22 protein-coding genes are annotated in these 23,254 nt (G+C 73.6%); 11 read left to right on the forward strand and 11 right to left on the reverse strand.

Annotated features, from left to right (window positions below; all coding sequences use genetic code 11):
- Positions 1-2: 2 nt before the first annotated feature.
- Positions 3-899, forward strand: coding sequence for an aminoglycoside phosphotransferase family protein (locus tag EBO15_RS06355; RefSeq protein WP_199744360.1), 897 nt, complete (start codon positions 3-5; stop codon positions 897-899).
- Here the strand turns inward: EBO15_RS06355 and EBO15_RS06360 are convergent.
- From EBO15_RS06360 to EBO15_RS46735, 3 genes are read right to left on the reverse strand one after another with little or no spacing between them, the layout of a single operon-like run.
- Positions 871-1,386, reverse strand: a complete 516-nt coding sequence (locus tag EBO15_RS06360; protein ID WP_122193362.1) for an NUDIX hydrolase — start codon at positions 1,384-1,386, stop codon at positions 871-873. The two genes, EBO15_RS06355 and EBO15_RS06360, sit on opposite strands and share 29 nt — an antisense overlap.
- On the reverse strand, positions 1,386-2,087 hold the full coding sequence (locus tag EBO15_RS06365) for a response regulator (protein WP_267898384.1): 702 nt from the start codon (positions 2,085-2,087) through the stop codon (positions 1,386-1,388). The genes EBO15_RS06360 and EBO15_RS06365 overlap by 1 nt, the downstream gene beginning before the upstream one ends.
- On the reverse strand, positions 2,084-3,409 hold the full coding sequence (locus EBO15_RS46735) for a sensor histidine kinase (RefSeq protein ID WP_267898385.1): 1,326 nt from the start codon (positions 3,407-3,409) through the stop codon (positions 2,084-2,086). The genes EBO15_RS06365 and EBO15_RS46735 overlap by 4 nt, the downstream gene beginning before the upstream one ends.
- A 202-nt stretch (positions 3,410-3,611) precedes the next feature.
- Here EBO15_RS46735 and EBO15_RS06375 point away from each other — a divergent pair, with 202 nt between their 5' ends.
- Positions 3,612-4,280, forward strand: coding sequence for an ABC transporter ATP-binding protein (locus EBO15_RS06375; protein WP_122193363.1), 669 nt, complete (start codon positions 3,612-3,614; stop codon positions 4,278-4,280).
- The gene (locus EBO15_RS06380; protein WP_122193364.1) at positions 4,277-6,745 is read left to right on the forward strand and encodes an ABC transporter permease; all 2,469 of its coding nucleotides are present in this window, start codon (positions 4,277-4,279) and stop codon (positions 6,743-6,745) included. The genes EBO15_RS06375 and EBO15_RS06380 overlap by 4 nt, the downstream gene beginning before the upstream one ends.
- A 93-nt stretch (positions 6,746-6,838) precedes the next feature.
- Here the strand turns inward: EBO15_RS06380 and EBO15_RS06385 are convergent, their stop codons facing one another.
- Positions 6,839-7,069 carry a hypothetical protein gene (locus EBO15_RS06385; RefSeq protein WP_147481394.1) on the reverse strand — a complete coding sequence of 77 codons (231 nt, stop codon included), beginning with the start codon at positions 7,067-7,069 and terminating at the stop codon, positions 6,839-6,841.
- Positions 7,070-7,172: 103 nt separating this feature from the next.
- Complete coding sequence (locus EBO15_RS06390) at positions 7,173-7,751, reverse strand: TIGR03086 family metal-binding protein (protein WP_122193455.1); 579 nt, start codon at positions 7,749-7,751, stop codon at positions 7,173-7,175.
- Between the two features lie 66 nt (positions 7,752-7,817).
- On the opposite strand from EBO15_RS06390, the gene EBO15_RS06395 reads away from it, so the two are divergent.
- A complete protein-coding gene (locus tag EBO15_RS06395) occupies positions 7,818-8,636 on the forward strand; it encodes a helix-turn-helix domain-containing protein (protein ID WP_233616014.1) in 819 nt (272 codons plus the stop codon).
- A gap of 53 nt (positions 8,637-8,689) precedes the next feature.
- Positions 8,690-9,283 (forward strand): TetR/AcrR family transcriptional regulator, encoded by a 594-nt coding sequence (locus tag EBO15_RS06400; protein ID WP_122193366.1) that lies wholly within the window; start codon positions 8,690-8,692, stop codon positions 9,281-9,283.
- 83 nt (positions 9,284-9,366) lie between these two features.
- On the opposite strand, the gene EBO15_RS06405 is transcribed toward EBO15_RS06400, so the two are convergent.
- The 4 genes from EBO15_RS06405 to EBO15_RS06420 form a co-directional block, all read right to left on the reverse strand.
- Complete coding sequence (locus tag EBO15_RS06405) at positions 9,367-10,506, reverse strand: family 2 encapsulin nanocompartment cargo protein polyprenyl transferase (RefSeq protein ID WP_267898386.1); 1,140 nt, start codon at positions 10,504-10,506, stop codon at positions 9,367-9,369.
- Positions 10,507-10,561: 55 nt separating this feature from the next.
- Complete coding sequence (locus tag EBO15_RS06410; RefSeq protein ID WP_233616026.1) at positions 10,562-11,914, reverse strand: family 2B encapsulin nanocompartment shell protein; 1,353 nt, start codon at positions 11,912-11,914, stop codon at positions 10,562-10,564.
- Between the two features lie 74 nt (positions 11,915-11,988).
- Entirely contained in the window at positions 11,989-13,383 is a 1,395-nt protein-coding gene (locus tag EBO15_RS06415) for a family 2B encapsulin nanocompartment shell protein (protein ID WP_233616015.1), read from the reverse strand.
- A 322-nt stretch (positions 13,384-13,705) separates the two neighbouring features.
- The gene (locus EBO15_RS06420) at positions 13,706-14,125 is read right to left on the reverse strand and encodes a hypothetical protein (RefSeq protein WP_122193367.1); all 420 of its coding nucleotides are present in this window, start codon (positions 14,123-14,125) and stop codon (positions 13,706-13,708) included.
- A gap of 155 nt (positions 14,126-14,280) precedes the next feature.
- Here EBO15_RS06420 and lpdA point away from each other — a divergent pair, with 155 nt between their 5' ends.
- The 4 genes from lpdA (at position 14,281) to EBO15_RS44060 (ending at position 18,812) form a co-directional block, all read left to right on the forward strand.
- On the forward strand, positions 14,281-15,684 hold the full coding sequence (gene lpdA / locus EBO15_RS06425) for a dihydrolipoyl dehydrogenase (protein WP_122193368.1): 1,404 nt from the start codon (positions 14,281-14,283) through the stop codon (positions 15,682-15,684).
- Between the two features lie 362 nt (positions 15,685-16,046).
- The gene (gene ddaH, locus EBO15_RS06430; RefSeq protein ID WP_122193369.1) at positions 16,047-16,904 is read left to right on the forward strand and encodes a dimethylargininase; all 858 of its coding nucleotides are present in this window, start codon (positions 16,047-16,049) and stop codon (positions 16,902-16,904) included.
- A gap of 43 nt (positions 16,905-16,947) precedes the next feature.
- Entirely contained in the window at positions 16,948-17,748 is an 801-nt protein-coding gene (locus tag EBO15_RS06435; protein WP_122193370.1) for a tyrosine-protein phosphatase, read from the forward strand.
- Positions 17,749-17,810: 62 nt separating this feature from the next.
- Complete coding sequence (locus EBO15_RS44060) at positions 17,811-18,812, forward strand: transcriptional regulator (RefSeq protein WP_158628143.1); 1,002 nt, start codon at positions 17,811-17,813, stop codon at positions 18,810-18,812.
- On the opposite strand, the gene EBO15_RS06445 is transcribed toward EBO15_RS44060, so the two are convergent.
- Entirely contained in the window at positions 18,790-20,244 is a 1,455-nt protein-coding gene (locus EBO15_RS06445) for a WS/DGAT/MGAT family O-acyltransferase (protein WP_122193371.1), read from the reverse strand. The two genes, EBO15_RS44060 and EBO15_RS06445, sit on opposite strands and share 23 nt — an antisense overlap.
- 284 nt (positions 20,245-20,528) lie before the next feature.
- Between EBO15_RS06445 and EBO15_RS06450 the strand changes: the two genes are divergently transcribed.
- Positions 20,529-21,206, forward strand: a complete 678-nt coding sequence (locus tag EBO15_RS06450) for a uracil-DNA glycosylase (RefSeq protein WP_122193372.1) — start codon at positions 20,529-20,531, stop codon at positions 21,204-21,206.
- Positions 21,207-21,268: 62 nt separating this feature from the next.
- Here EBO15_RS06450 and EBO15_RS06455 read toward each other — a convergent pair whose 3' ends face one another.
- Positions 21,269-22,147, reverse strand: coding sequence for a hypothetical protein (locus EBO15_RS06455; RefSeq protein ID WP_122193460.1), 879 nt, complete (start codon positions 22,145-22,147; stop codon positions 21,269-21,271).
- A 147-nt stretch (positions 22,148-22,294) separates the two neighbouring features.
- Here EBO15_RS06455 and EBO15_RS06460 point away from each other — a divergent pair, with 147 nt between their 5' ends.
- Entirely contained in the window at positions 22,295-23,254 is a 960-nt protein-coding gene (locus EBO15_RS06460) for a lysophospholipid acyltransferase family protein (protein WP_122193373.1), read from the forward strand.

Consider the following 23,254-nt stretch of genomic DNA (forward strand, 5'->3'; position numbering starts at 1 on the left):
GAATGAGCCGGATGCACGCCGACGAGGCGACCATCACCGAAGAACTCGTCCGCGGCCTCCTGCGCGAACGGTTCCCCGCCTGGGCCGAGCTGCCGATCGACCGCGTCAGCTCGCCGGGGACGGTGAACGCCCTGTTCCGGCTGGGCGACACCATGTCCGTCCGTCTCCCCCGCGTTGAGAGCGGCGTGCAAGCCCTGCTCAACGAGCGGGAATGGCTGCCCCTCCTCACGCCGCACCTGCCGGTCCCCGTCCCGGAACCGCTCGCGCTCGGCGAACCCGGCCCCGGGTTCCCCTGGCCCTGGTCGGTGCACCGCTGGCTGGACGGAACGCACCCCGCTCCCGGAGCCGATCAGCCCCTCGGCCTCGCCCTCGACCTGGCCGGATTCATCAGGGCCGTCCGCGGCGTCCCCTACCGCGACGGCCCGGCGTCCTACCGGGGCGGTGACCTGGCGGACGTGGACGCCGCGACCCGCGAGGCCATCACGCGTCTCGGAGCCGACCTCGACACCGCGCGCGCGACGGCCCTGTGGGACGAGTCGGTCGCCGCCCCCGCCTGGGACGGGCCGCCGATGTGGGCGCACTCCGACCTCCTCCCCGCCAACCTGCTGGTCGCGGGGAACGGGCGGCTCGGCGGCGTCCTCGACTTCGGCACCGCCGGGCTGGGTGATCCGTCCTGCGACCTGATGCCTGCGTGGGCCGTGCTCCCCGCGGGCGAGCGTGGCATCTTCCGCGAGGCGCTCGGCGTCGACGACGCATCCTGGCTGCGCGGCCGCGGCTGGGCCCTCTCCATGGCGCTGCTCGGGCTTCCGTACTATCGCGAGACGAATCCGTCCTTCGCCGCCATGTGCCGCCGGACGATCGACGCCGTCCTCACAGCCACGAGTAGTTCGTGTCGTTGAAGGGCGGGACCGCGGCGTCGGTGACGGGCGCGTCCGGGGATGGCAGCGCGGCCAGCCGCGCGGCGACCGGCGGGTACAGGGAGAGCCCCGCGGTGTCGCGGTAGGGCACCCAGACGATCCGGCCGACGTCGTGGCCGCCCGGCGTGTCGTCGGTCTCCTCGGTCGCGAGCGTCCGCCGGACGTCCCCGGTGATGTGGACGCGGTAGACCAGGTGGAGCTTGCGCGGCGACGGGGTCGGGCCCGGGCGGGTGACCATCTGGTCGACGGTCCAGAGGAGCCGGGGCGGGGTCGCGTCGGCGAGGTCGAGGGCCAGCTCCTCGGCGAGTTCGCGGCGCAGCGCGGCGAGCAGGTCCTCGGCGGGTTCGACGTTGCCGCCGGGGACGGTGTGGAGGGGCGCGGCCCGGCGGACGCGGTGGATGAGGGCGACCTCGTCCGCGTGGAAGACCAGGGCGCCGACGCGGATCTTGATCCGGGTGAACTCGGACATCACGGGCTTCCTGGGGTGATGAGGCCCGTCTCGTAGGCGACGATGATCGCCTGGGCGCGGTCGCGGAGGTCGAGCTTGGACAGGATGCGGGCGACGTGGGTCTTCACGGTCGCCTCGCTCAGGTGCAGGTCGGCGGCGAGTTCGGCGTTGGTGCGCCCGCGGGCGAGCAGGCGCAGGACCTCGAGTTCGCGGCCGGTCAGCGGGGACAGGTCCCGGTGCAGGGCGGACGCGTCCTCGCGGGTCGCGAAGCGTTCCACCAGGCGGCGGGTGATGGTCGGCGCGAGCAGGGCGTCGCCGGTGCGGACGAGCCGGACGGCGGCGGCGAGGTGCTCGGGCGAGACGTCCTTGAGGAGGAAGCCGCTGGCCCCGGCGGCGAGCGCGGCGTAGACGTAGCGGTCGAGGTCGAAGGTCGTCAGCATGATCACGCGGGGCGGGTCGCCCGCGGCCAGGACGCGGCGGGCGGCGGTCAGGCCGTCCAGGACGGGCATCTGGATGTCCATCAGGACGACGTCGGGACGCAGCGCGCGGACGGCCTCGAGGGCGCGCGCCCCGTCCTCGGCCTCGGCGACCACGTCGATGCCCGCGGCGGTGAGGATCATGCCGAAGCCGGTGCGGACGAGCGCCTGGTCGTCCGCGATCACGACGCGGGGCGCGGCCCCCGGCCCTCCGGGCGCGCCCTCGGGCCCTGCGGGCGCGGTCACCGGGCCGCCGGGAAGGTCGCGTGGACGCGGTAGCCGCCTACGGCCCGGGGACCGTGCTCCAGGACGCCGCCGTACACGGCGACGCGTTCGCGCAGGCCGATGAGGCCGCGCCCGTTCCCCGCGTGGGACGTGGCGCTGCCGCCGGTGTCGGTGACCTCGATGGCCAGCCCGTCCGGGGAGTGCGCGACGACGATGCCGACGCGCGCTCCGGCGGCGTGCTTGACGGTGTTGGTGAGCGCCTCCTGGACGACCCGGTACGCGGCCAGGTCCTTGCCCTCGGGCAGGTCGGACGGGGCGCCGGTGACGACGAGCTCGACCTGGACGCCGGTCGCGCGGACGCGGTCGGCGAGGGCCGGAACCTGCGCGAGGCCGGGACGCGGCGCGAGGTCGGCCTCCTCGGGCTCGCCGTCCATGGTGAGCAGGTTCATGACGTGCCGGAGCTCGGTCATCGCGGCGCGCCCGCCGGTCTCGACGGCGCGCATGGCGGTCTCCGCCCGGTCCGGGTCGTCCCGCAGGACCATGCGGGCCGCGCCCGCCTGAACCACCATCACGCTCACATTGTGGGTCACGACGTCGTGGAGTTCCTGGGCGATGCGCGAGCGTTCGCGCTCGACGGCCCGGCGGGTGGCCGCCTCCTGCCGCGCCTCGACCTCGCGGACGCGCTGCTGCCAGGTGTGGACGGCGTTGGCGGCGAGGCCGACCGGGGTCAGCAGGAGGAACCCGAGCAGCCCCGGGCTCATCTGCGGCAGCAGCTCATGCCGGAACACGACGAGCAGCAGGAGGTCGAGGCCGGCCGTCGCGATCGCGGGCCTCTGGTGCGGGCTGTAGACGACGGCGCTGTAACCGGCGATGACGAGGGCCGCGAAGGTGTACGTGGGGTCCAGGTCCACGCGCAGGTGGTAGAGCAGGGCCCCCACCGACACGGCCCCGAGCGCGGCGAGGGGGTAGCGGCGGCGGACGGCGAGCGGCAGGGCGATCAGGAAGGCCAGCGCGTAGTGCCACCACAGCGAGGTCCCGGAGAGCGAGGTGTGCGACAGCTCCAGCAGGTGCGCGCCGCGCGGGATCGGCGGGGGCACCTGGGCGGCGGGGACGCCGCCCACCCCGTCCCCCTCGGGCGGGGCGGGGGGCACGGGAACGTTCCCCGGGCCGTCGCCGCTGGACGCGTCCAGCGTGACGCTCAGCAGTCCCGCCGCCAGGATGACGGCGAGCACCACGTCCGCCACGACGGCCCAGCGGGACGTGCGTGACGGCGGGTCCGGGGTCACCCGCGAGACGGCGTACCAGAGCGCGGCCCGGCGGTCGGTCAGGACGGTTCTGCTCACCGGACAACTATGACAAGCCGCCAGTTCACGGCACATCCTCCCGGCGACCCCCGCGGACCGCCGCGAGGCGTACATCGCGCGGATGACCCGCCGCGGGAGTCGTCCGCGCGGCCGACCCGATTCCATCAGCGCGGGCGACGCGCGACCCGCGTCCCTCTTCCTACCGTCGAGGCCGACCCCCCGAAGACGATGAGGAGACGCCGTGATCGAGATCCGCGCGGTGACGAAGTCCTATGACGACGGCAGGCCGGCCCTGTCGGACCTGACGCTGACCGTGGAGCAGGGCGAGGCGCTGGCCGTGCTCGGCGCGTCCGGCAGCGGGAAGTCGACGCTGCTCAACCTGGTCGCGGGCCTCGACCGCCCGACCGACGGAACGGTCACGGTCGCCGGGACGCGGGTGGACGACCTGTCCGAGACCGCCCTCGCCAGGTACCGGCGGGCGCGGGTCGGGATGGTGTTCCAGTTCTTCAACCTCCTGGACGATCTGACCGTCATCGACAACGTCCTGCTGCCCGCGCAGCTGTCCCGGGTGCCGCGCCGCGAGGCCCGCGACCGCGCCGAGGAACTGCTCGGCAAGCTCGGGATCTTCCGGCATGCCAAGGTGTTCCCCGGACGGCTGTCGGGCGGCGAGCGGCAGCGCGTCGCGGTCGCCCGCGCCCTGATGAACCGGCCGCCGCTGCTGCTCGCGGACGAGCCGACCGGCGCGCTCGACACGGCGTCCGCCGCCGACGTCCGGGACCTGCTGACCACGCTGAACGCCGAGGGCCAGACGATGCTGCTGGTCACGCACGACACCGCGCTCGCCGACGCGTGCGCGACCCGGACGATCGAGCTGGCCGACGGCCGCATCACGCGGATGGTGAGCCGGTGAGCGCGCTCGGCGGGATCGTCCGCTCGGGCGTGGCGCGCAAGCGGGTGCAGACGCTGGTGCTGACGCTGACGACGATGCTGGCGGTGACCGCGTCCGTCCTGGCGATGGGGCTGATCACCGCGTCGCAGGGGCCGTTCGACCACGCCTTCGCCAGGCAGCACGGCGCGCAGCTGACCGCCCGGTTCGACGGGAACCGCGCCACGCCGGACCAACTCGCCGCGACCGTCCGCGCGTCCGGGGTGACGGCGGCCGCCGGGCCGTTCGCGGTGCTGACGCTCCGCCCGTCCTTCGTCGAGGACGCCGACCCCGACCCGGCCGCGCCGCTCGCTCCCCCGATGACCATCGCCGGACGCCCCCGGCCGGACGGCCCCGTGGACGACGTCGACCTCGTCCAGGGCCGGTGGGCGACGGCGCCGGGCGAGATCGTCCTCGACTTCGACGGCGCGCCGGTCCCCGTCGGCCACAAGGTCGCGTTCACGCAGGTGCCGGGCCGTCCGACGCTCACCGTCGTCGGACGCGCCCGCTCGATCGGACGCAGCGCCGACGCGTGGGTCGCGCCCGCGGAGGTTCCGTCCCTGACCTCGCGCACCCCCGAGTACCAGATGCTCTACCGGTTCAAGCACGCGGCGACCGACGCGCAGGTGTCGGCGGGCAAGGCCGCCGTCGCCGCGGCCGCGCCGCGCGGCGCGCTGACGGGCACGGGCTCCTACCTGTCGATCCGGCACGCCGCGCAGCGGGAGACCGCGACGTTCGTGCCGTTCATCGTGGCGTTCGGGATCCTCGCGCTCGTGATGTCGGTGCTGACGATCGGCGTCGTGGTGAACGCGGCCGTCGCCGCCGCGACGCACCGGATCGGCGTGCTGAAGTCGCTCGGCTTCACGCCCGCGCAGGTCGTCACCGGGTACGTGGGGAAGGCGCTGATCCCCGCGGCGATCGGGACGGGGCTCGGCGTCGTGTTCGGGAACCTGCTGGCGATCCCGACGCTGCGCCAGGAGGCCACCGCCTACCAGGCCGGGGCGCAGACGACGGTCGCGCCGTGGATCGACGTCGCGGTGCCCGTCCTCGCGCTCGCCGCGGTCGCGCTCACGGCGCTGGTGCCCGCGCTCCGCGCCGGACGGCTCCGCGCGGCCGAGGCGATCGCGGTCGGCCGCGCGCCGCGTCCCGGCCGGGGACGGGCGGTCCGCCGCGTCCTCGGCGGGCTGCCGCTGTCGCGCCCGCTGGCGCTCGGGCTCGCCGCGCCGTTCGCCCGTCCGGCGCGGTCGGTGGCGATGGGCCTGGCGCTGATGCTCGGCACGGCGTCGGTCGCGTTCGGCGTCGGTCTCGCACTGTCGCTGAACGGCATCCAGAACGGCATCGACCGGAACGAGCCCGGAGCCGTCATCGCCCACACCGTCGCGATGGACGGCCCGGGCGGCGCACCGCCCGCCCCACCGGCCCCGGGCCCCACACAGGACTCGACCGCGTCGCAGGGGCCCGCGTCCGCGAAGCCGCACCCGCACCGGACCACGGCGCTGGGCGGGGGGCCGCGGAAGCCCGCCGACCGGGACGCGGTCGCCCGGCTCATCGAGGCGCAGCCGGGCACCGGCCGGTACTTCAGCACGTCCGACACGCGGATCGGCCTCTCCGGTCTGACCACGGCCGTCCCGCTCGTCGCCTACACCGGGGACGCGTCGTGGGGCGCCCTCCAGATGGTCTCCGGACGCTGGTTCCACGGCGCGGGCGAGGCGGTCGTGCCGTCCGGGCTGCTGAAGGCGACCGGCACGCGGGTCGGCGACACCCTCACGCTGACCAACGCGGGACGGACGGCCGGGGTCCGGATCGTCGGCGAGGTCCTCTCGACGCGCAACGACGGCATGGACGTGATGACCGACGCGGCGTCCGTCGCCGCCCTCGGCGTGCGCTTCGACACGGGGATGACCGAGTTCCAGATCGACCCGAGGCACGGCACCGACACGCAGTCCTACGCCACCGCGCTGAACACCGCGCTGGCGAAGATCGGCGCGTCCGCCCGGCCGAACGACGGCCCGCACCTGAGCACCACCGTCGTCGCCATGGACGCCCTCGCCGGGACGATGACGCTGCTGCTCGTCACGGTGGCCGGGCTCGGCGTGCTCAACACCGTCGTGCTGGACACCCGCGAGCGGGTGCGCGACCTCGGCATCATGAAGGCGCTCGGGATGGCGCCGCGGGAGGTCGTCGCCATGATCGTCACGACGGTCGGGGCGGTCGGGGTGTGCTTCGCGGCGGCGGGGATCCCGATCGGCATGGCGCTGCACGCGGCCGTCCTGCCGCTGATGGGGAAGGCCGCCGGGACCGGCATCCCGGCCGCCGACACGGCCGTCTTCCACCTGCCGCTACTGGGCGCCCTGCTGCTCGGCGGCGTGCTCATCGCGGTCGCGGGCGCGCTGCTGCCCGCCGGATGGGCCGCCCGGACCCGCACGTCCACCGCGCTGCGCACCGAGTGAGCCGCGCCGGAACACGGCGCGGGAACTCTGCGTGGGCACACGGCGCGGGAAGACAGCGCAGGAACTCAGCGGGGACGCCGCGCACCGCACGGCTCAGGGCCAGCGGTGCGCGGCGTCCGCGCCGGGGAGGTGGGGCGGGAGGTAGCACATGGTGGTCACGTGCTCGTCCTTGCAGGCCAGGCACAGGTAGGTGCGGTGGCCGCGCAGGCCCCGGCCCCGTTCCAGGCACGGCGGGCAGCCGCACGGGGACCAGCCGACGATCACGCGGCCGGGCCCCAGGCGGTGCCCGCGCGGGCACAGGAAGGGCACGTGCTCGGTCGTCACACCGAGCACTCTAATCGAACATATGAGCGAAAACGCCAGAACACCGGCACGGCCCGACCGCCGTGCCGGTGTTCCGTTCAGGATCGGCCGGGGCCGGCCGGGGTCAGCGGGTCCAGTCCGGGTCGCGGCCCGACAGGGCCAGCGCCCGCGCGAACACCGGCGCCGCCGGGTCGATCTCCACCGGGTCGGCGAACCCGTCGTACTGCCGGTAGATCTCGGCGTTCTCCTCGACCACCGTCAGGACGAACGCGGCGGCCTCGTCCGAGATCGCGAACTCCTGCCCCGTGGACGCCGCGACGTCCCAGCCGTGCACGGCCATCTCCTTGATCACCATGCCCGCGATGTCCTTCGCCGGGACGGACATCTCCCCGAGGTCGATGTCCCCCTCCCACACCGCCGGGTCGGCCCAGGCGGCGACGGCCCGGTCGAGCTGCGCGGCGTACGCGACGGCCCAGTCCGGGTCGGCGGTGAAGTCGCGCTCGGTCAGCTCGTCCGGCAGGGCCTCACGCCGCGCGCGGTGCTCCAGGCCGTGCGAGGTGTACAGGACCCAGTGGTTCACCAGCGTCCGCAGGTCGAAGTCGGCGCAGGTCGTCGTGGTGTCCCAGCGGTCCGCCCGGACGCCCCGGGCCACGCGCGCGGCCTCGGCGGCGCATTCCTTCATGTGAGAGTGCAGGTCCTTCATGACGACCACGCTAAGGGCCCGCCACCTCCCGGTTCTTGGAGATTCGCGCCAGCTAGGGTGGTGTCCGTGGAGAACGCGGCACCCTGCGACAGCGAGGCCCCCAGCGAGGGCGTGGCGCGCGGCGTCCTGTACCCGGGACGGCAGGTGGAGGCCGTCGTGACCGGGCGGCACGCCCCGTCCGGCGAGGCCGCCCGGTTCGTCGAGCTGTACTGGCACGTGCGCTGGCGGGTGGACGAGCCGCAGGACAGCAAGGTCCTGTCCTACCCGAGCGTCCACCTGGTGTTCGAGGAGCCGGAGCCCCTGGTCTACGGGGTCGTCCGCGACCTGTTCGTGCGGCGGCTCGAGGGCGAGGGGCAGGTGCTCGGCGTGAAGTTCCGTCCCGGCTGCTTCCGTCCCTTCCTGGACGGCCCGGTGAGCGCGCTCGCCGACCGCGTCGTCCCGGCCGCCGAGATCTTCGGCCCCGAGGTCGCCGAAGCCGGACGGGACGTCCTCGCGCACCGGGAGACCGCCGATCTCGCCGTCCCGGCCGAGAGGTTCCTGCTCGACCGCCTGCCCGAGCCCGACCCGGTGGCGGACGAGGTCGCCGGGATGGTCGACCGGCTCATCGCGCGGCCGGACCTGTTCCGCGTCGACCAGGCCGCCGGGGTCCTGGGCGTCTCGACCCGCACGCTCCAGCGGCTGTTCGCCGAGTACGTCGGCGTGAGCCCCAAGTGGGTGATGCGCCGCGCCCGGCTCCACGAGGCCGCGACCCGCGCGGACGCGGGCGACGCCGTCGACTGGGCCGCGCTCGCCGCGGACCTCGGCTACTTCGACCAGGCCCACCTGGTCCGCGACTTCACCGCGACGGTCGGCGTCCCGCCCGCCCGCTACGCCCGCAGCGCCTGACCACTCCCACCGACCGACCAGAGCCGCCCGACCACGATTCGCAAGGGGGACGCATGGCCCGAGCGGGGCTGACCGTCGACAAGATCGTCCAGGCGGCGGCGGAGATGGCCGACGAGCGGGGCATCGAGAACGTGACGGTCTCGGCGCTCGCGCGCCGGTTCGACGTCCGGGACGCGAGCCTCTACTCGCACATCCGGAGCCTCGCCGACCTGCGCCGCCGCGTCGCGCTCCAGGCGGGCGACGAGCAGGCCGAGCGGATCGCCGACGCCGTCGCCGGACGCGCCGGACGCGACGCCCTGGTCGCGTTCGCCGACGCCTACCGCGACTACGCCCGCGACCATCCCGGCCGCTACGCCGCCATGCAGATCCCCGTCGATCCGAACATCGCGAAGGACAAGGCGGACGACCCGCCGAAGGATCCAGCGAAGGGATCGCGGGGCGTCGAGGTCACGGCCGCGATGATGCGCGCCTACGACCTGCCCGACCCCGACCTCACCGACGCCGTCCGGCTGCTGCGCAGCACCTTCCACGGGTTCATCTCCCTGGAGGCGAACGGCGCGTTCGGGCATCCGCGCAGCGTGCAGGCGTCCTGGGAGAAGGCCCTGGAGGCCCTCCACCAGCTGCTCTCCACCTGGCCGAAAGGCTGAAGGGCCGAAGGGCTGAAGAAAGACCCGGCGCCGCGGCATGGCGTGCCGCGGCGCCGGGCTCGTCAGGTGGTCTCAGTAGGTGATCAGTGGTCCCGCGTGGTGACCAGGCCGGCGAGGTCGCGGAGGTGGTCGGCGGCGGCGCCCACCGGACGGGACGCGTCGAGCTCCGCGAGGGCCTCGTCCACCAGTTCGGCGGCGCGGGCGCGCGCCCACTCGCGCCCGCCCGCGGCCTCGACGAGCTCCGCCGCGCGGACGCGTTCGGCGTCCCCGAGCGGACGGTCCTGGTGGTAGAGGGCGGCGAGCTCGCCTCCCGCCGCCGTGCCCGACGTCAGGGCCGCGACCACCGGCAGGGACTTCTTGCGGCTGCGCAGGTCGGAGTGCGCCGCCTTGCCGGTGGTGGCCGGGTCCCCCCAGATGCCGAGCAGGTCGTCCACGAGCTGGAAGGCCAGCCCGAGGCGGTGCCCGAACGCGGTGAGCCGGGCGGCCCGCTCCGCCGACCCGCCGCCGACGAGCGCGCCCAGCCCGCAGGACGCCCCGATCAGCGCGCCCGTCTTCCGGTCGGCCATCTGGACGCACTCGGCCAGGCCCACGTCCGACCGGCGCTCGAACGACATGTCGCTCGACTGCCCCTCGACCAGTTCCAGCACCGCGCGGGACAGCACGGCGACGCCCTCCCCCGGCCCGGCGAGCAGTTCGAGCGCGCGGGCGAGCAGCGCGTCCCCGGCGAGGATCGCCGCGCCCGCGCCGAACACGTTCCACGCGGTCGGCCGGTGCCGCCGGGTGAGGTCGCCGTCCATCACGTCGTCGTGCAGGAGCGAGAAGTTGTGGACCAGCTCCACCGCGACGGCGGCGGGCAGCGCGGCCTGCGCCGTGCCGCCCACCGCCTCCGCGCACAGCAGCGTGAGCGCGGGCCGCAGCACCTTTCCCCCGTCCGCGCGGGCCGGCTCGCCCTCGGCGTCCTCCCAGCCGAAGTGGTACGCCGCGATCCGGGCCATCGAGTCCGGCATGGTCCGGACGGCCTCCCGCAACCCGGGGTCGATCAGGTCCCGGGCCCAGGTGAGCGTCCGCCCCGCCGACGACGATCCGGACGGCGCCGAAGGGTCGGCCGGGCCGGGCGGCCGCCGGGCGGCGGGCGGGGCGGGGCTCGATGTCGCCTCGGTCGCGGACGGGACCGCTGGCACGGTCGCTGCGGCGCGCGTCGGCGCGGTGCGTCGGCGGGGCACTACGGCCTCCTGGTGAGGATGAGGGGGGAGGATGCGGGGGAAAGGGGAAGAGCGGTCATCGGTTGACTTCGACGTTCTCCAGAACACCGAGCGCGTCCGGCACGAGGACGGCCGCGGAGAAGTAGGCCGAGACCAGGTAGGACATGATCGCCTTGTCGTCGATGCCGGTGAACCGGGCCGACAGGCCGGGCTGGAGCTCGTCGGCCAGGCCCGTGCGGTGCAGGCCGATCACGCCCTGGTCGTCCTCGCCGATCCGCATCGCCAGCACCGCGCTGGTGCCGGAGTCGCTGACCCGGATCTTGTCGCAGGGGAAGATCGGCACGCCGCGCCAGGCCGTCATCCGCCGGCCGAACCGCTCGACCGTCCCCGAGTAGACGCCCTGCCGGGTGCACTCGCGGCCGAACGCGGCGATCGTGCGCGGGTGCGCCAGGTAGAACCTGGTCCCGCGGCGGCGGCTCAGGAGGTCGTCCATCGCCTCGGGCGTCGGCGGCCCGGACCGGGTCTGGATCCGCTGCTTCAGATCCGCGTTGTGCAGCAGCCCGAAGTCGCGGTTGTTGATCAGCTCGTCCTCCTCCTTCTCACGCAGCGCCTCGACGGTCAGCCGCATCTGCTGCTCGACCTGGTCCATCGGGTCGCTGTACAGGTCGGCGACGCGGGTGTGGACGCGCAGCAGCGTCTGCGCGACGCTCAGCTCGTACTGGCGCGGGGCCGGCTCGTAGTCGGCGAACGTCCCGGGCAGGACGGGCTCGCCGTCGTGCCCGGACGCCAGCGCGATCTCGGCCTCGCCCTTGGCGTTGGTCGCGGGGAGCGGCCGGTCGGCGTACGTCGCCAGCCGCTCGCGCAGCTCCGGATAGCGGCCGAGCAGCTCGCCGATCTGCTCGTTCGACAGGACCAGGACGGTCGTCGGGGTGACCGCCCGGTAGGCGTGCTCCCACTCGCCCGGCGCGGGCAGCAGCGCCGAGGCGCCGAAGTAGCGTCCGTCGGCGAGCAGGTCCAGCACGACCTCCGCGCCGTACTCGCCCCGCCCGACCTGCTCGACCTTCCCGTGCGCGACCAGCAGCACCCGGTCGACCGGCCCGCCGGGCTGGACGATCACGTCGCCCGGCTCGTACTCGCGCTGGACGAACCGTCCGGCGGCGTCCTGCAGCAGCGGCTCGTCGACCCCGGCGAGCTGCGGCAGCTCGGCCAGCTCGGCCGGGATCACGCTGATCGCCGCGCCGGTGTTGACGAACTCGACGATCCCGTCCCCGACGGTGTGCGCGAGGCGGCGGTTCACCCGGTAGGTGCCGCCCGCGACCTCCACCCAGGGCAGCAGCCGCAGCAGGTAGCGCGGCGTGATGCCCTGCATCATGGGCGCGGACTTGGTGGTCGTCGCCAGGTTCCGCGCTGCCCTGGTCGACAGGCTCAGCTGGTGGCCCCCATTGCCGGAGCCGCTGCCGGAGCCGTTCCCGGCCCCGTCGCCGTTCCCGTTGGCGGGAGTGGTCACTGCGCCACCCCGATCTCCACGCTCTCCAGCACGGCGAGCGCGTCCGGAACCAGCACGGCGGCGGAGTAGTAGGCGCTGACCAGGTAGGACATGATCGCCTGCTCGTCGATCTGCATGAAGCGGACCGACAGGCCGGGCTGGACCTCGTCCTGGAGGCCGGTGCGGTGCAGGCCGACGACGCCCTGCGCGGACTCGCCGGTCCGCATGAGCATGATCGAGCTCGTCCGGGTCCTGCTGACCGGGATCTTGTTGCACGGGTAGATCGGCACGCCGCGCCAGGCCGGGAGGTGGTGGCCCTGGACCTCGACGGGCTCGGGGTAGACGCCCTGCCGGCTGCACTCGCGGCCGAACGCGGCGATGGCGCGCGGGTGCGCGAGGAAGAACGCGGGCTCCTTCCACACCAGGGTGAGGAGCTCGTCCATGTCGTCCGGGGTGGGCGGGCCGGACCGGGTGTGCACGCGCTGCCGCAGGTCGGCGTTGTTCAGCAGGCCGAAGTCGCGGTTGTTGACCAGCTCGTGCTCCTGCCGCTCGCGCAGCGCCTCGACGGTCAGCCGCAACTGCTGCTCGACCTGGTCCATGGGCTGGCTGTACAGGTCGGCCACGCGCGTGTGGACGCGCAGGACGGTCTGCGCGACGCTCAGCTCGTACTCGCGCGGCTCGGGCTCGTAGTCGACGAACGTGCCGGGCAGGACGGGCTCGCCGTCGTGGCCCGCCGCGAGCGCGATCTCGGCCTCGCCCTCGGCGCTGGCCGCCCTCTCCGGACGGTCCCGGAACGCGGTGACGTGCTCGCGCAGGCTCTCCGCGCGGTCGGCCAGCTCGCGGAACCGGGACGCCGCGAGGGTCAGGACGGTCGCGGCCGTGACGGCCCGGACCGAGTACGCCCAGTCGTGCGCCTCGCCGTGCAGGGCGTCGGCGCCGAAGAACGAGCCGTCCGCGAGGGTGCCGAGCACGGCCTCCCCGCCGTACTCGCCCTCGCCGACCTTCTCCAGCTTGCCGTGCGCGACGAGCACCACCGTGTCGACGGGCTGCCCGGCGGCCACGATCACGTCGCCCGGCTCGTACTCGCGCTGCTCGAACCGGCCCGCGAGGTCGCCGAGGACGTCCTCGTCCTCGTAGCCGCGCAGCACCGGCAGCTCGCCGAGCTCGAGGGGGATCACCTGGACGTTCGCGCCGGTCTGGATGAACTCGACCCGGCCGTCCCCGACGGTGTAGGCCAGCCGCCGGTTGACCCGGTACGCACCGCCCCCGCACTGCACCCACGGGAGCAGCTTGAGCAGCCAGCGCGAGGAGATGCCCTGCATCTGGGGCACGGACTTGGTCGTCGTCGCGAGGTTCCGCGCCGCCGCCGTCCCCAGACTCCGCTGCTGTTGGTCGGTCTGCTGTTCGGTCACGCTGGACACCACCGTTCCGGTTCGTGTGTCGGCCGCCGAATGGCGTGCTCTCGCGCACGGCCTTGCCTGACCGACACGTTGCCGGAGGATGGACCGCGTGCAGCAGTGACACTACCCAGCGTAATCACACTGACACAACGGAAGTATTACCTCACCTTGTGTCACAGAAGGTGGATCCTTTAGGTGACCCTTACCCGGGCGCGCGCCCGGGCGCGCGCGGCCCGGGCGCCGGGAGCGCGCGACGGCGCCCGGGCCTGGAAGAAGTCGATCACCCGACGATCACTCTGCGTGATCATCGGGTCGCCGTGGGGCGGGAAGGGGCTTACAACCCGTCAGGAAGTTCGGGGAGCTGGACGGTGCTCTGCGTGCGGTTCGTGCCGCCGCTCCCGCCACCGTCGAGGTCCTCGTCGTCCGGGATCATCAGGAGCGCCTGCGTCGTCTGCGACTGGCGGGTGATCACGCCGCTGGACAGGACCGTGTTGCGGTGCCGCATCGCGCCGTTCTCCCGCAGGAGGTCGTCGTTCTCCTTGCGCGCCCGCGCGAGTCGCCTGGACATCCGCGCGTAGACCAGGAAACCGCCGATGGCCGTGCCGAGGACGAACCCCGCCAGCGGCAGGCCCACCAGGCGCGGCAGAGCGAGCGCCGCCCCGGCCGCGACGACGAGCGCCACCACCGCCGCGAGCGCGCCGAAATGCAGCTCCGCCCAGTCGAGGGCCGCGTTGACAGGCTTGGGGATCCGCACCTTGGACTACTCCTCCGGAGGTGTGACGGGGACGGGCGTCCATTGAACGTTACCGTCCCGCAACCAGGGCCGACCCTGACACAGTGTGACGAACGCCTCCCCGGTGACGGCGCATAAGATGCGAGCACTGCTCCGCGCGCAATATCGTCGGAGGAATGAGCGAACACTTTGACGTCGTGGTCCTGGGCGCGGGCCCGGGTGGCTATGTGGCCGCGATCCGCGCGGCCCAGCTGGGCCTGAAGACGGCCATCATCGAGGAGCGGTACTGGGGCGGTGTCTGCCTCAACGTCGGCTGCATCCCCTCGAAGGCCCTGCTGCGCAACGCCGAGCTGGCCCACATCTTCACCACCGAGCAGGAGAAGTACGGGATCAAGGCCGAGGGCCCGGTGTCGTTCGACTACGGGGTGGCCTACCAGCGCAGCCGTCAGGTCTCGGAGAAGCTCGTCAAGGGCGTCCAGTTCCTGATGAAGAAGAACAAGATCACGACCTTCGACGGCCGTGGCACGTTCACCGACCCGAACACCCTTCAGGTCGCCAAGAAGGACGGCTCGTCCGAGACCGTGACCTTCGACAACTGCATCATCGCGGCGGGCGCGCACACCCGCCTGCTGCCGGGCACCAAGCTGTCCGAGCGCGTGGTGACGTTCGAGGAGCAGATCCTCTCCTCCGAGCTGCCCGAGAGCATCGTGATCGCGGGCGCGGGCGCCATCGGCGTCGAGTTCGCCTACGTCCTGCACAACTACGGCGTCAAGGTCACGATCGTCGAGTTCCTCGACCGGATGGTCCCGAACGAGGACGCCGACGTCTCCAAGGAGCTCAACCGCCGCTACAAGAAGCTCGGCATCGAGGTCCTCACCTCCACCCGGGTCGACGCGATCGACGACTCCGGCGCGAAGGTCAAGGTCACGATCACCGGCAAGGACGGCGCCCAGAAGGTCCTGGAGACCGACAAGGTCCTCCAGGCCATCGGCTTCGCCCCGAACGTCGAGGGCTACGGCCTCGACAAGGCCGGCGTCCAGCTGACCGAGCGCGGCGCGATCGACGTGGACGGCCGCTGCCGCACGTCCGTCCCGCACATCTACGCGATCGGCGACGTCACCGCCAAGCTGATGCTCGCGCACGCCGCCGAGGCCATGGGCATCGTCGCCGCCGAGACCATCGCGGACGCCGAGACCATGGAGATCGACTTCGTCATGGTCCCGCGCGCCACCTACTGCCAGCCGCAGGTCGCGTCCTTCGGCTACACCGAGCAGCAGGCCCGCGACCTCGGCTACGACGTGCAGGTCGCCAAGTTCCCGTACAGCGCCAACGGCAAGGCCCTCGGCATGGGCGAGGACGTCGGCTTCGTCAAGCTGGTCTCGGACGCCAAGTACGGCGAGCTCCTCGGCGGCCACCTGATCGGCCCCGAGGTCACCGAGCTCCTGCCGGAGCTCACCCTGGCCCAGCAGTGGGACCTCACCGTCCACGAGGTCGCCCGCAACATCCACGCCCACCCGACCCTGGGCGAGGCCGTCAAGGAGGCCGTCCACGGCCTCGCCGGCCACATGATCAACCTCTAGCGACCCGGCACCACCACGGCGCTCACACCGGCCGTCCCCGCCCCGCGGGGACGGCCGCGTGCGTTTTCCCTCCACGAACGGCAGGCGATCCACTGCCGCAGAGCCTCCCGACGCCTGCGCACCACAGCGCCACGCCCGCGGGGGCGGGCCGGCGCACGCGAGTGGTGGGCGCGCGCCCGGCGCGGAGGGCGCTTTGCGCCCGGAGTGCCGGGCTGGTGGGGTGGCGCAACGAATCGCCGGGGTGGGCGGGGTAGACGCAACGAAACTCCTGGTCAGCGCAATTTCGTGGGGTTGGGTGTGGGGCGCGGCGTTCCTAGGCTTTCGATCATCTGAGGCCCGTGGACTGAGCAGGAGCGCGTGTCATGACCGTCACCCCCACCCAGCAGCCGTCCGCCGCACCGGCGATCCCGGAGCGGACGGCGCTCCGGCGGCACTACCTGATGTGCCGTCCGGAACACTTCGCGGTCACCTATGCGATCAACCCGTGGATGGACCCGTCGGCCGGGGCGAGCGCGGAGCTCGCCGTGGCGCAGTGGGAGGAGCTGCGCTCGACGTACCTGGCGCTCGGGCATGAGGTGAGCCTGATCGACCCGCTGCCCGGCATGCCCGACATGGTGTTCGCGGCCAACGGCGCGCTGGTGGTGGGCGGGCGGGCGTACGGCGCCCGGTTCACCTTCGAGGAGCGGGCGGCCGAGGGCCCCGCGTACAGCGACTGGCTGCGCGCGAACGGGTTCCCGGACGTCCGCGACCCCGAGCACACCAACGAGGGCGAGGGCGACTTCCTCACGATGGACCGGCTGATCCTGGCCGGGACGGGGTTCCGGACGGACCTGGCGGCGCACCAGGAGGCGCAGGAGTTCCTGGGCCGTCCCGTGGTGACGCTGCGGCTGGTGGACCCGCGCTTCTACCACCTGGACACGGCACTGTTCCCGCTGGACGGCGAGAACGTCGCGTACTTCCCGGGGGCGTTCTCGCCGGGCAGCCGCGCGGTGCTGGAGCGGCTGTTCCCGGACGCGGTGATCGCGACCGAGGAGGACGCGGCGGTCCTCGGCCTGAACGCGGTGAGCGACGGCCGGAACGTGGTGGTGAACGCGGAGGCCACCGGGCTGGTCAAGACACTGGCCGAGCACGGCTTCGAGCCGGTCCCGGTGGACCTGGCGGAGCTGCGCAAGGCGGGCGGCGGGCCGAAGTGCTGCACGCTCGAACTGCGGTCCAACTGACCCCAGTTGGTCCCTTTTGTCCGGCGTCCGGGACGATGAGGTCATGCTGCTCGAGGACTCTCACGGCCACCTCCCGTTCGACGGCGCCGACAACGTGCGCGACCTGGGCGGGCATCCCCTGCCCGGGGGCGGCGCGACGGCGTCCGGCCGGGTCCTGCGCGCGGACGCGCTGACCCGGCTGAGCGACGCCGACGTGCGGCGGCTGGCGGAGTTCGGGGTCCGGACGGTCATCGACTTCCGGACCCCCATGGAGGTCGACACCAACGGCCGCGACCGGCTCCCGGACGGCGTGCGGACCGTCCACCTCCCCGTCGGCGGCGGCAACCTGAGCGTGTTCTACGACGTGATCGGCAGCGGCGACGCCGTCCGGCAGCGCGAGGCGTTCGGGGACGGCCGGCTCGAGGGCCTCATGATCGACATCAACCGGACGTTCGTCCGGGACGAGGCGGAGCGCGGCCGGTTCGCCGACGCGGTCCGGCTCGTCGCGGACGCCGGGTCGGGGCCGCTGCTGTTCCACTGCACGGCGGGCAAGGACCGCACCGGCTGGCTGGCCGCCGTCCTGCTGGCCGCGGTCGGCGTGGAGCGTGCCACGATCATGGACGACTTCCTCCGCTCCAACCACTACCTGCGGCGCACCACCGGGAAGATCCTCGAGGCGATCGGCGAGATGGGCCAGATGGCCGAGCCGGAGCTGCTGCGCCCGCTGCTGGAGCAGCGGCCCGCCTACCTGGAGGCCGCGTTCAACGAGGCGGACGCCCTGTTCGGCTCGTTCGACGACTTCCTCCGGGACGGCATGGGACTGGACGCCGCGACGCTCGACGCGTTGCGCGCCGCCCTCACCTGACGTCCGCCCGGGGAGCATCGCGGAAGCCTGCTGCTGAAGCTCACTTATGTAGCGTGAGGGACATGTGGGAGCAGACGCGGGCACGCCTGAACGATGACCGGTACGGATTCGGGCTCGCCGCGGCGGCGCTGTACCCGGACGTCCCGCGCGTCGAGGACACGACCCTGCTGACACGTCCCGAGTGGATCCCAGACGCCCCGGCGCCCCTGGCGGACGTCCGGACGCACTGGGTGCCCCTCCCGGATCCTCCCGCCGTCACATCGCCCATGGCGGGCCTTCCAGAGGGCTTCACCAGTTACGCGGACGCCATGGCGGCCCTCGCGCGCCCGCGCGTCTTCGAGGACAGGTCGTCCTACCGGCTCCTCGCCGTGGACGACCTGACGCTGACCTTCGGCCCCGCCCACTACTTCGACGGCGTGAACGTGGGCGAGGCCGTCGCGCACGAGCTGGTCGCGGACGTCCCCGGGCTTCCGGTGCGGACGGCGGTCGGCGACCCGACCGACCTGACGCGGCGTCCGTCGCTGCTCGCGATCACGACGCTGACGGTCACGACGTCCGGACGGTACGTCCTGCACTGGCGGGACCCGGCGATGGTCGCGCACGCGGGCGGGCTGCACCACGTGATGCCGGTCGGGCTGTTCCAGCCGCTGACCGGACGCGCCGCCGAGCTCGACCCGTGGTTCACGATGGTCCGCGAGTACTCGGAGGAGCTGCTCGGCGCGTCCGAGGAGTACCCGGACGACTTCGACCAGGAGGCATGGCCGTTCCACCGGCGGATGACCGGGGCGCTGCGCGACGGCTCCCTGCGCGCCTACCATCTCGGGCTCGGCGCCGACCCGCTGACGCTGGCCCTCGACCTGCTGACCGTCGTCGTGTTCGAGGACGAGGCGTTCGACGCGCTGTTCGGCGAGCGGCTCGTCCGGGAGAACGAGGAGGGACGCGTCCGGCTCGCGGACTTCGACGGGTCCGTGCCCGAGCCGGCGCAGCCCGCCGGCGCCGCCGCCCTGCGACTGGCGTGGCGGCACCGGCGCGCCCTGGGGATCACTCCCCGGCGAGCGCCGTGAGCTCGTTCAGCGCGTCGGCGAGGTGGTCGACCAGCTCGTCCGGGTCCGGGACGAGGTCGCGGCAGGTCACCAGGCCGACGTGGACGGTCCCGTCGTAGGAGAACACCGTGATGTTCAGGCCGCCGCTGACGCCGCTGACCACCGAGAGCGGGTAGTACGCGAGGACCCGCGCGCCGCACAGGTACAGCGGGAACTGCGGGCCCGGGACGTTCGACACGATGAGGTTCAGCGGACGGACCGGCAGCCCCGGCAGCACGCTCAGCGCGAGCCGCGCGACGGGCCCGGCGAGCGGCGCGGGCACCAGCCCGGTGAGGTCCCGCACCCACGCCCCGGACGATCCGACGAACCGCCGCTTGGCCCGCTCCATGTCGTCCCGGACGGCCGCGTACCGGTCGGCCGGGTCGGGGACGTGCACGGCGAGCGGCGCCGACATCAGCGACACCTGGTTCCCCGCCTCGCTCCCGGCCCCGCCGGCGCCCGTGGGGCGCAGCGACACCGGGACGCCGGCGACGAGCGGGCCGTCCGGGAGCGCGCCGCGCTTGTCCAGCCAGGTCCGCAGCGCGGACGCGCAGACCGCCATCACCACGTCGTTGACGCTGCCGCCGAGCGCCGTCCGGACCCGCTTGACCTCCGCCAGCGGCAGGTCGGCGAACGCGACCGCGCGGTGCGGCCCGACCGGGCCGTTGAACGGCGTCGGCGGCGCGCTGACCCGCGGGGCCTCCGGCACCGGCTCCATGCCGAGCGCGCCCTGGACGGCGTGGGAGACCCGCGCGACGCCGGGCAGCGCCGCCACGCCCGGCACCTCGTCCAGGTGCGGGGCCGTGCGCGCCACCGACAGCGCGGCGCGGAACGGGTGCGCCGCGGTCCTCAGCAGGCCCGTGCCGACCCGCGAGAACGGGCTCGGGGCCCGCAGCGGGGCGGCGTCGTCGGCGGGCAGCTCGCGCGGCTGGGGCGACAGGTCGAGCAGCGCGGCGAGCGTCTCGGCGGCCAGCACGCCGTCGACCGCGGCGTGGTGCGCCTTGACGTACACGGCGGCCCGGCCGCCCTCCAGGCCCTGGACCAGCACCAGTTCCCACAGTGGACGGCCCCGTTCGAGCGGCCGCGCGTGCAGCTCCGCGATGGCCTCGGCGAGTTGCGCGGCGGTGCCGGGGGCGGGCAGCGTCATCTCCGAGACGTGCCGCGCGGGGTCGAAGCCGGGGTCGTCCTCCCAGTAGGGGTGGTCGAGGCCGAAGGGGACGGCGGCGAGCCGCTGCCGGAGGGGCCGGGCCGCGAGGTGCGCGCGCTCGCGGATGAGCTCCACGGCGGCGGCCACCGTGACCCGGCCGCCCGGCAGCGCCCCCGGATCGAGGATGCCGAGCCCCGCGATGTGGGCGTGTGTGCCGCCGCTCTCGGCGTGGAGGAAGGTGGCGTCCAGGGTGGTCAGCTGCGTCATCTGCTGGTGTCCCGCTCTCGTCGCTGGATCGTGCGCCGGGCCCTGCTGGAGGTGGTCGGTCCGCCGTGGTGGGCGTCGTGGTGGGCGTCGTCGGGGCGATGCCCTGCCTCAAGGAGTTATGCGGTACGCCACGGTAGGTCAATGCGGGATGTCAGGAAGTAACGCCGACTTAACGGGACGTTTCACCCGCTTAACTTGGGCGCCTTCGCGTGGACAGTTGGAAAATTACCTGTTTCTACCGTCCGCATGTGGTCAGATTCCCACCCTGGCTAAGCTGGTGCGCCATGACCGCACGACCACTCGCGGAGACCGTCGAGGCGGGCTGGGCCGACGCCCTCGCGCCCGTCGCCCCCCAGATCGCCGCCATGGGCGAGTTCCTGCGCACCGAGGTCGCGGCGGGACGCCGCTACCTCCCCGCCGGCCCCCACATCCTGCGCGCCTTCCAGCAGCCGTTCGCCGAGGTCCGGGTGCTGATCGTCGGGCAGGACCCGTACCCGACCCCCGGCCACCCGGTCGGCCTGTCCTTCTCGGTCGCCCCGGACGTCCGCCCACTGCCCGGCTCGCTGATCAACATCTACCGCGAGCTGGGCAACGACCTCGGCCTGCCGCAGCCGTCCAACGGCGACCTGACCCCCTGGACGCAGCAGGGCGTCCTGCTCCTCAACCGGGCCCTCACCGTGATGCCCGGCAAGCCCGCCTCGCACCGGGGCAAGGGCTGGGAGGAGGTCACCGAGCAGGCCATCCGCGCCCTCGCCGCCCGGGGCCGTCCGCTCGTCGCGATCCTCTGGGGCCGGGACGCCCGCAACCTGCGTCCCCTCCTCGGCGGCGTCCCGTGCATCGAGTCGGCCCACCCGTCCCCCATGTCGGCCGACCGCGGGTTCTTCGGATCCCGTCCCTTCAGCAAGGCCAACCAGCTGCTCGCCGAGCAGGGCGCGTCGCCCGTCGACTGGAAGATCCCCTGACCCCCTGAACGCCACGAGCCGTGCTTCCGGCGCCCGGACGGGCGCCCGGGGGCACGGCTCGCCTACTCCTCGGGCAGGGTCTGGAGGAGGTCGGTGAACTCGCTGTTGGCCGGGCCGCCGGGGGTCGGGAGGACGGGCGTCAGCCGCCGCTCGCCGTGGGACCAGTACACGCCCGGCGCGCAGGGGTCGTCGGCGGCCGCGTGCATCTCGGCGACGACGTCGGCGAAGACGGGGAGGACGTCCGCGACGGCACGGGTGGCGATCGGGTAGATCAGCAGGGTGTTGTGGCTGGGGACGCCGACCAGGGCCCCGTGCTCGTTCGGGGACGGCAGGAACTGGTGGACCTCCGACAGCAGGGCCGAGACGTAGCGGCTGCCGGGCTTGGTGACGACGCGGACGTCGCGTCCGGGGAGCAGCGGCTGGTCGCGGACCTCGACGTCGGCCAGCTCCCGGTCGTGGGTGTTGGTCATCACGTAGCCGAGGCGGCGCAGGCCGAGCAGCCCGGCGCGGTCGCGGGTGAGCGGGCCGCCGTAGCGCGGGTGGTCGATCACGACGACGGCGTCGAAGTGGTCGCCCGCCGGGACGACGACGAGGCCCTCCCGGTCGCGGGGCGCGAGCTTGGGGACGATGCGCAGCCGCAGCAGCTCGCGGACGTCGCCGAACAGCTCCATCTCGCCGACGGCGCGGAAGGCGCGGTCGCCGACCTCGCGGACCCACTCGTCCACGAGGCTGGGCCAGCGGGTGCGGGGCTGGTCGGCGCAGCGCTCCAGGACGGTCGCGGTGGAGGCGCGGGCCTGGGAGTGGCCGATCGTGAGGACCATCTCGGAGGTCGCGGCGTCCAGCCAGGCGCTCGGCGCCAGGACGGGGAGCAGATCGCGGATCAGGGCGTGCACGTCGGAGGCCGCGTCGCGCGGAGCGCCCGCCCGGCCACCGCCGGTCATCTCCGGATCCATCGCGCAACCCCCCTTCACCGGAGCCCACCGCTGTCCCACACAGCTTCTCAGAGTCGGCCCCTCCCGCGCGATCCATCCGGCACGACCGCCCGTGATCTTGCTGGGCGGAGGTGCGGGGCAAGGTAGGTTGCAGGCATGTCGGAATACGTGTACCCACCGGTGATCAAGGCGGCGCTCGGCCTGTTCAGGGCCCTGAACCTGAAGATCCGCCTTGAGGGGACCGAGCACATCCCGCCCACCGGGGGCGCGGTTCTGGTCAGCAACCACATCAGCTACCTCGACTTCATCTTCGCCGGGCTCGCCGTCCACCCCGCTGGGCGACTTGCCCGCTTTATGGCGAAAAGCGAGATCTTCGATCACAAGATCGGCGGTCCGCTGATGCGCGGCATGCACCACATCCCGGTCGACCGGGACGCGGGCGCCGCTTCCTTCAAGGCGGCCCTCACCGCGCTCAAGGGCGGCGAGATCGTCGGCGTCTTCGCCGAGGCCACGATCAGCCGCTCGTTCACCGTCAAGGAGATCAAGAGCGGCGCCGTCCGGATGGCCGTCGCCGGCAAGGTCCCGCTGATCCCGATCGCGATCTGGGGCCCGCAGCGGATGTGGACCAAGGGCCGCAAGAAGCGCCTGTTCCAGCGGAACGTCCCGGTCACCATCCTCATCGGCGAGCCGATGTACCCCAAGCGCGGCGACGACTACGACCAGGTCACCAAGGACCTGCGCGCCCGGATCTCCGAGCTGCTGGAGAAGGCGCAGCGCGAGTACCCCGACATCCCGTCCGGCTCCGAGACCTGGTGGCAGCCCGCCTACCTGGGCGGATCCGCGCCCACCCCCGAGGAGGCCGAGGCGCTGGACGCCCAGGAGGCCGAGGAGCGCCGCGCCCGCCGCGAGGCCCGCGCCGCCGCCGAGAAGGCCGCCGCTGAGAAGGCGGCCACTGAGAAGCCCGCCGCCGAGTCCCCCAAGCCCACCACCGAGCCCACCGAGCCCCCGAAGGACGCGGCCACCGACTCCGCGTCCGCGGCGGGTACCGACTCCGCGTCCGCGGCAGGCACCGACTCCGCGCCGGCTGTCAAGTCGGACGAAACGGAAGAGAAGTAA

The organism is Actinomadura harenae (assembly GCF_003696215.1).
GTDB classification, from domain to species: Bacteria; Actinomycetota; Actinomycetes; order Streptosporangiales; family Streptosporangiaceae; genus Spirillospora; species Spirillospora harenae.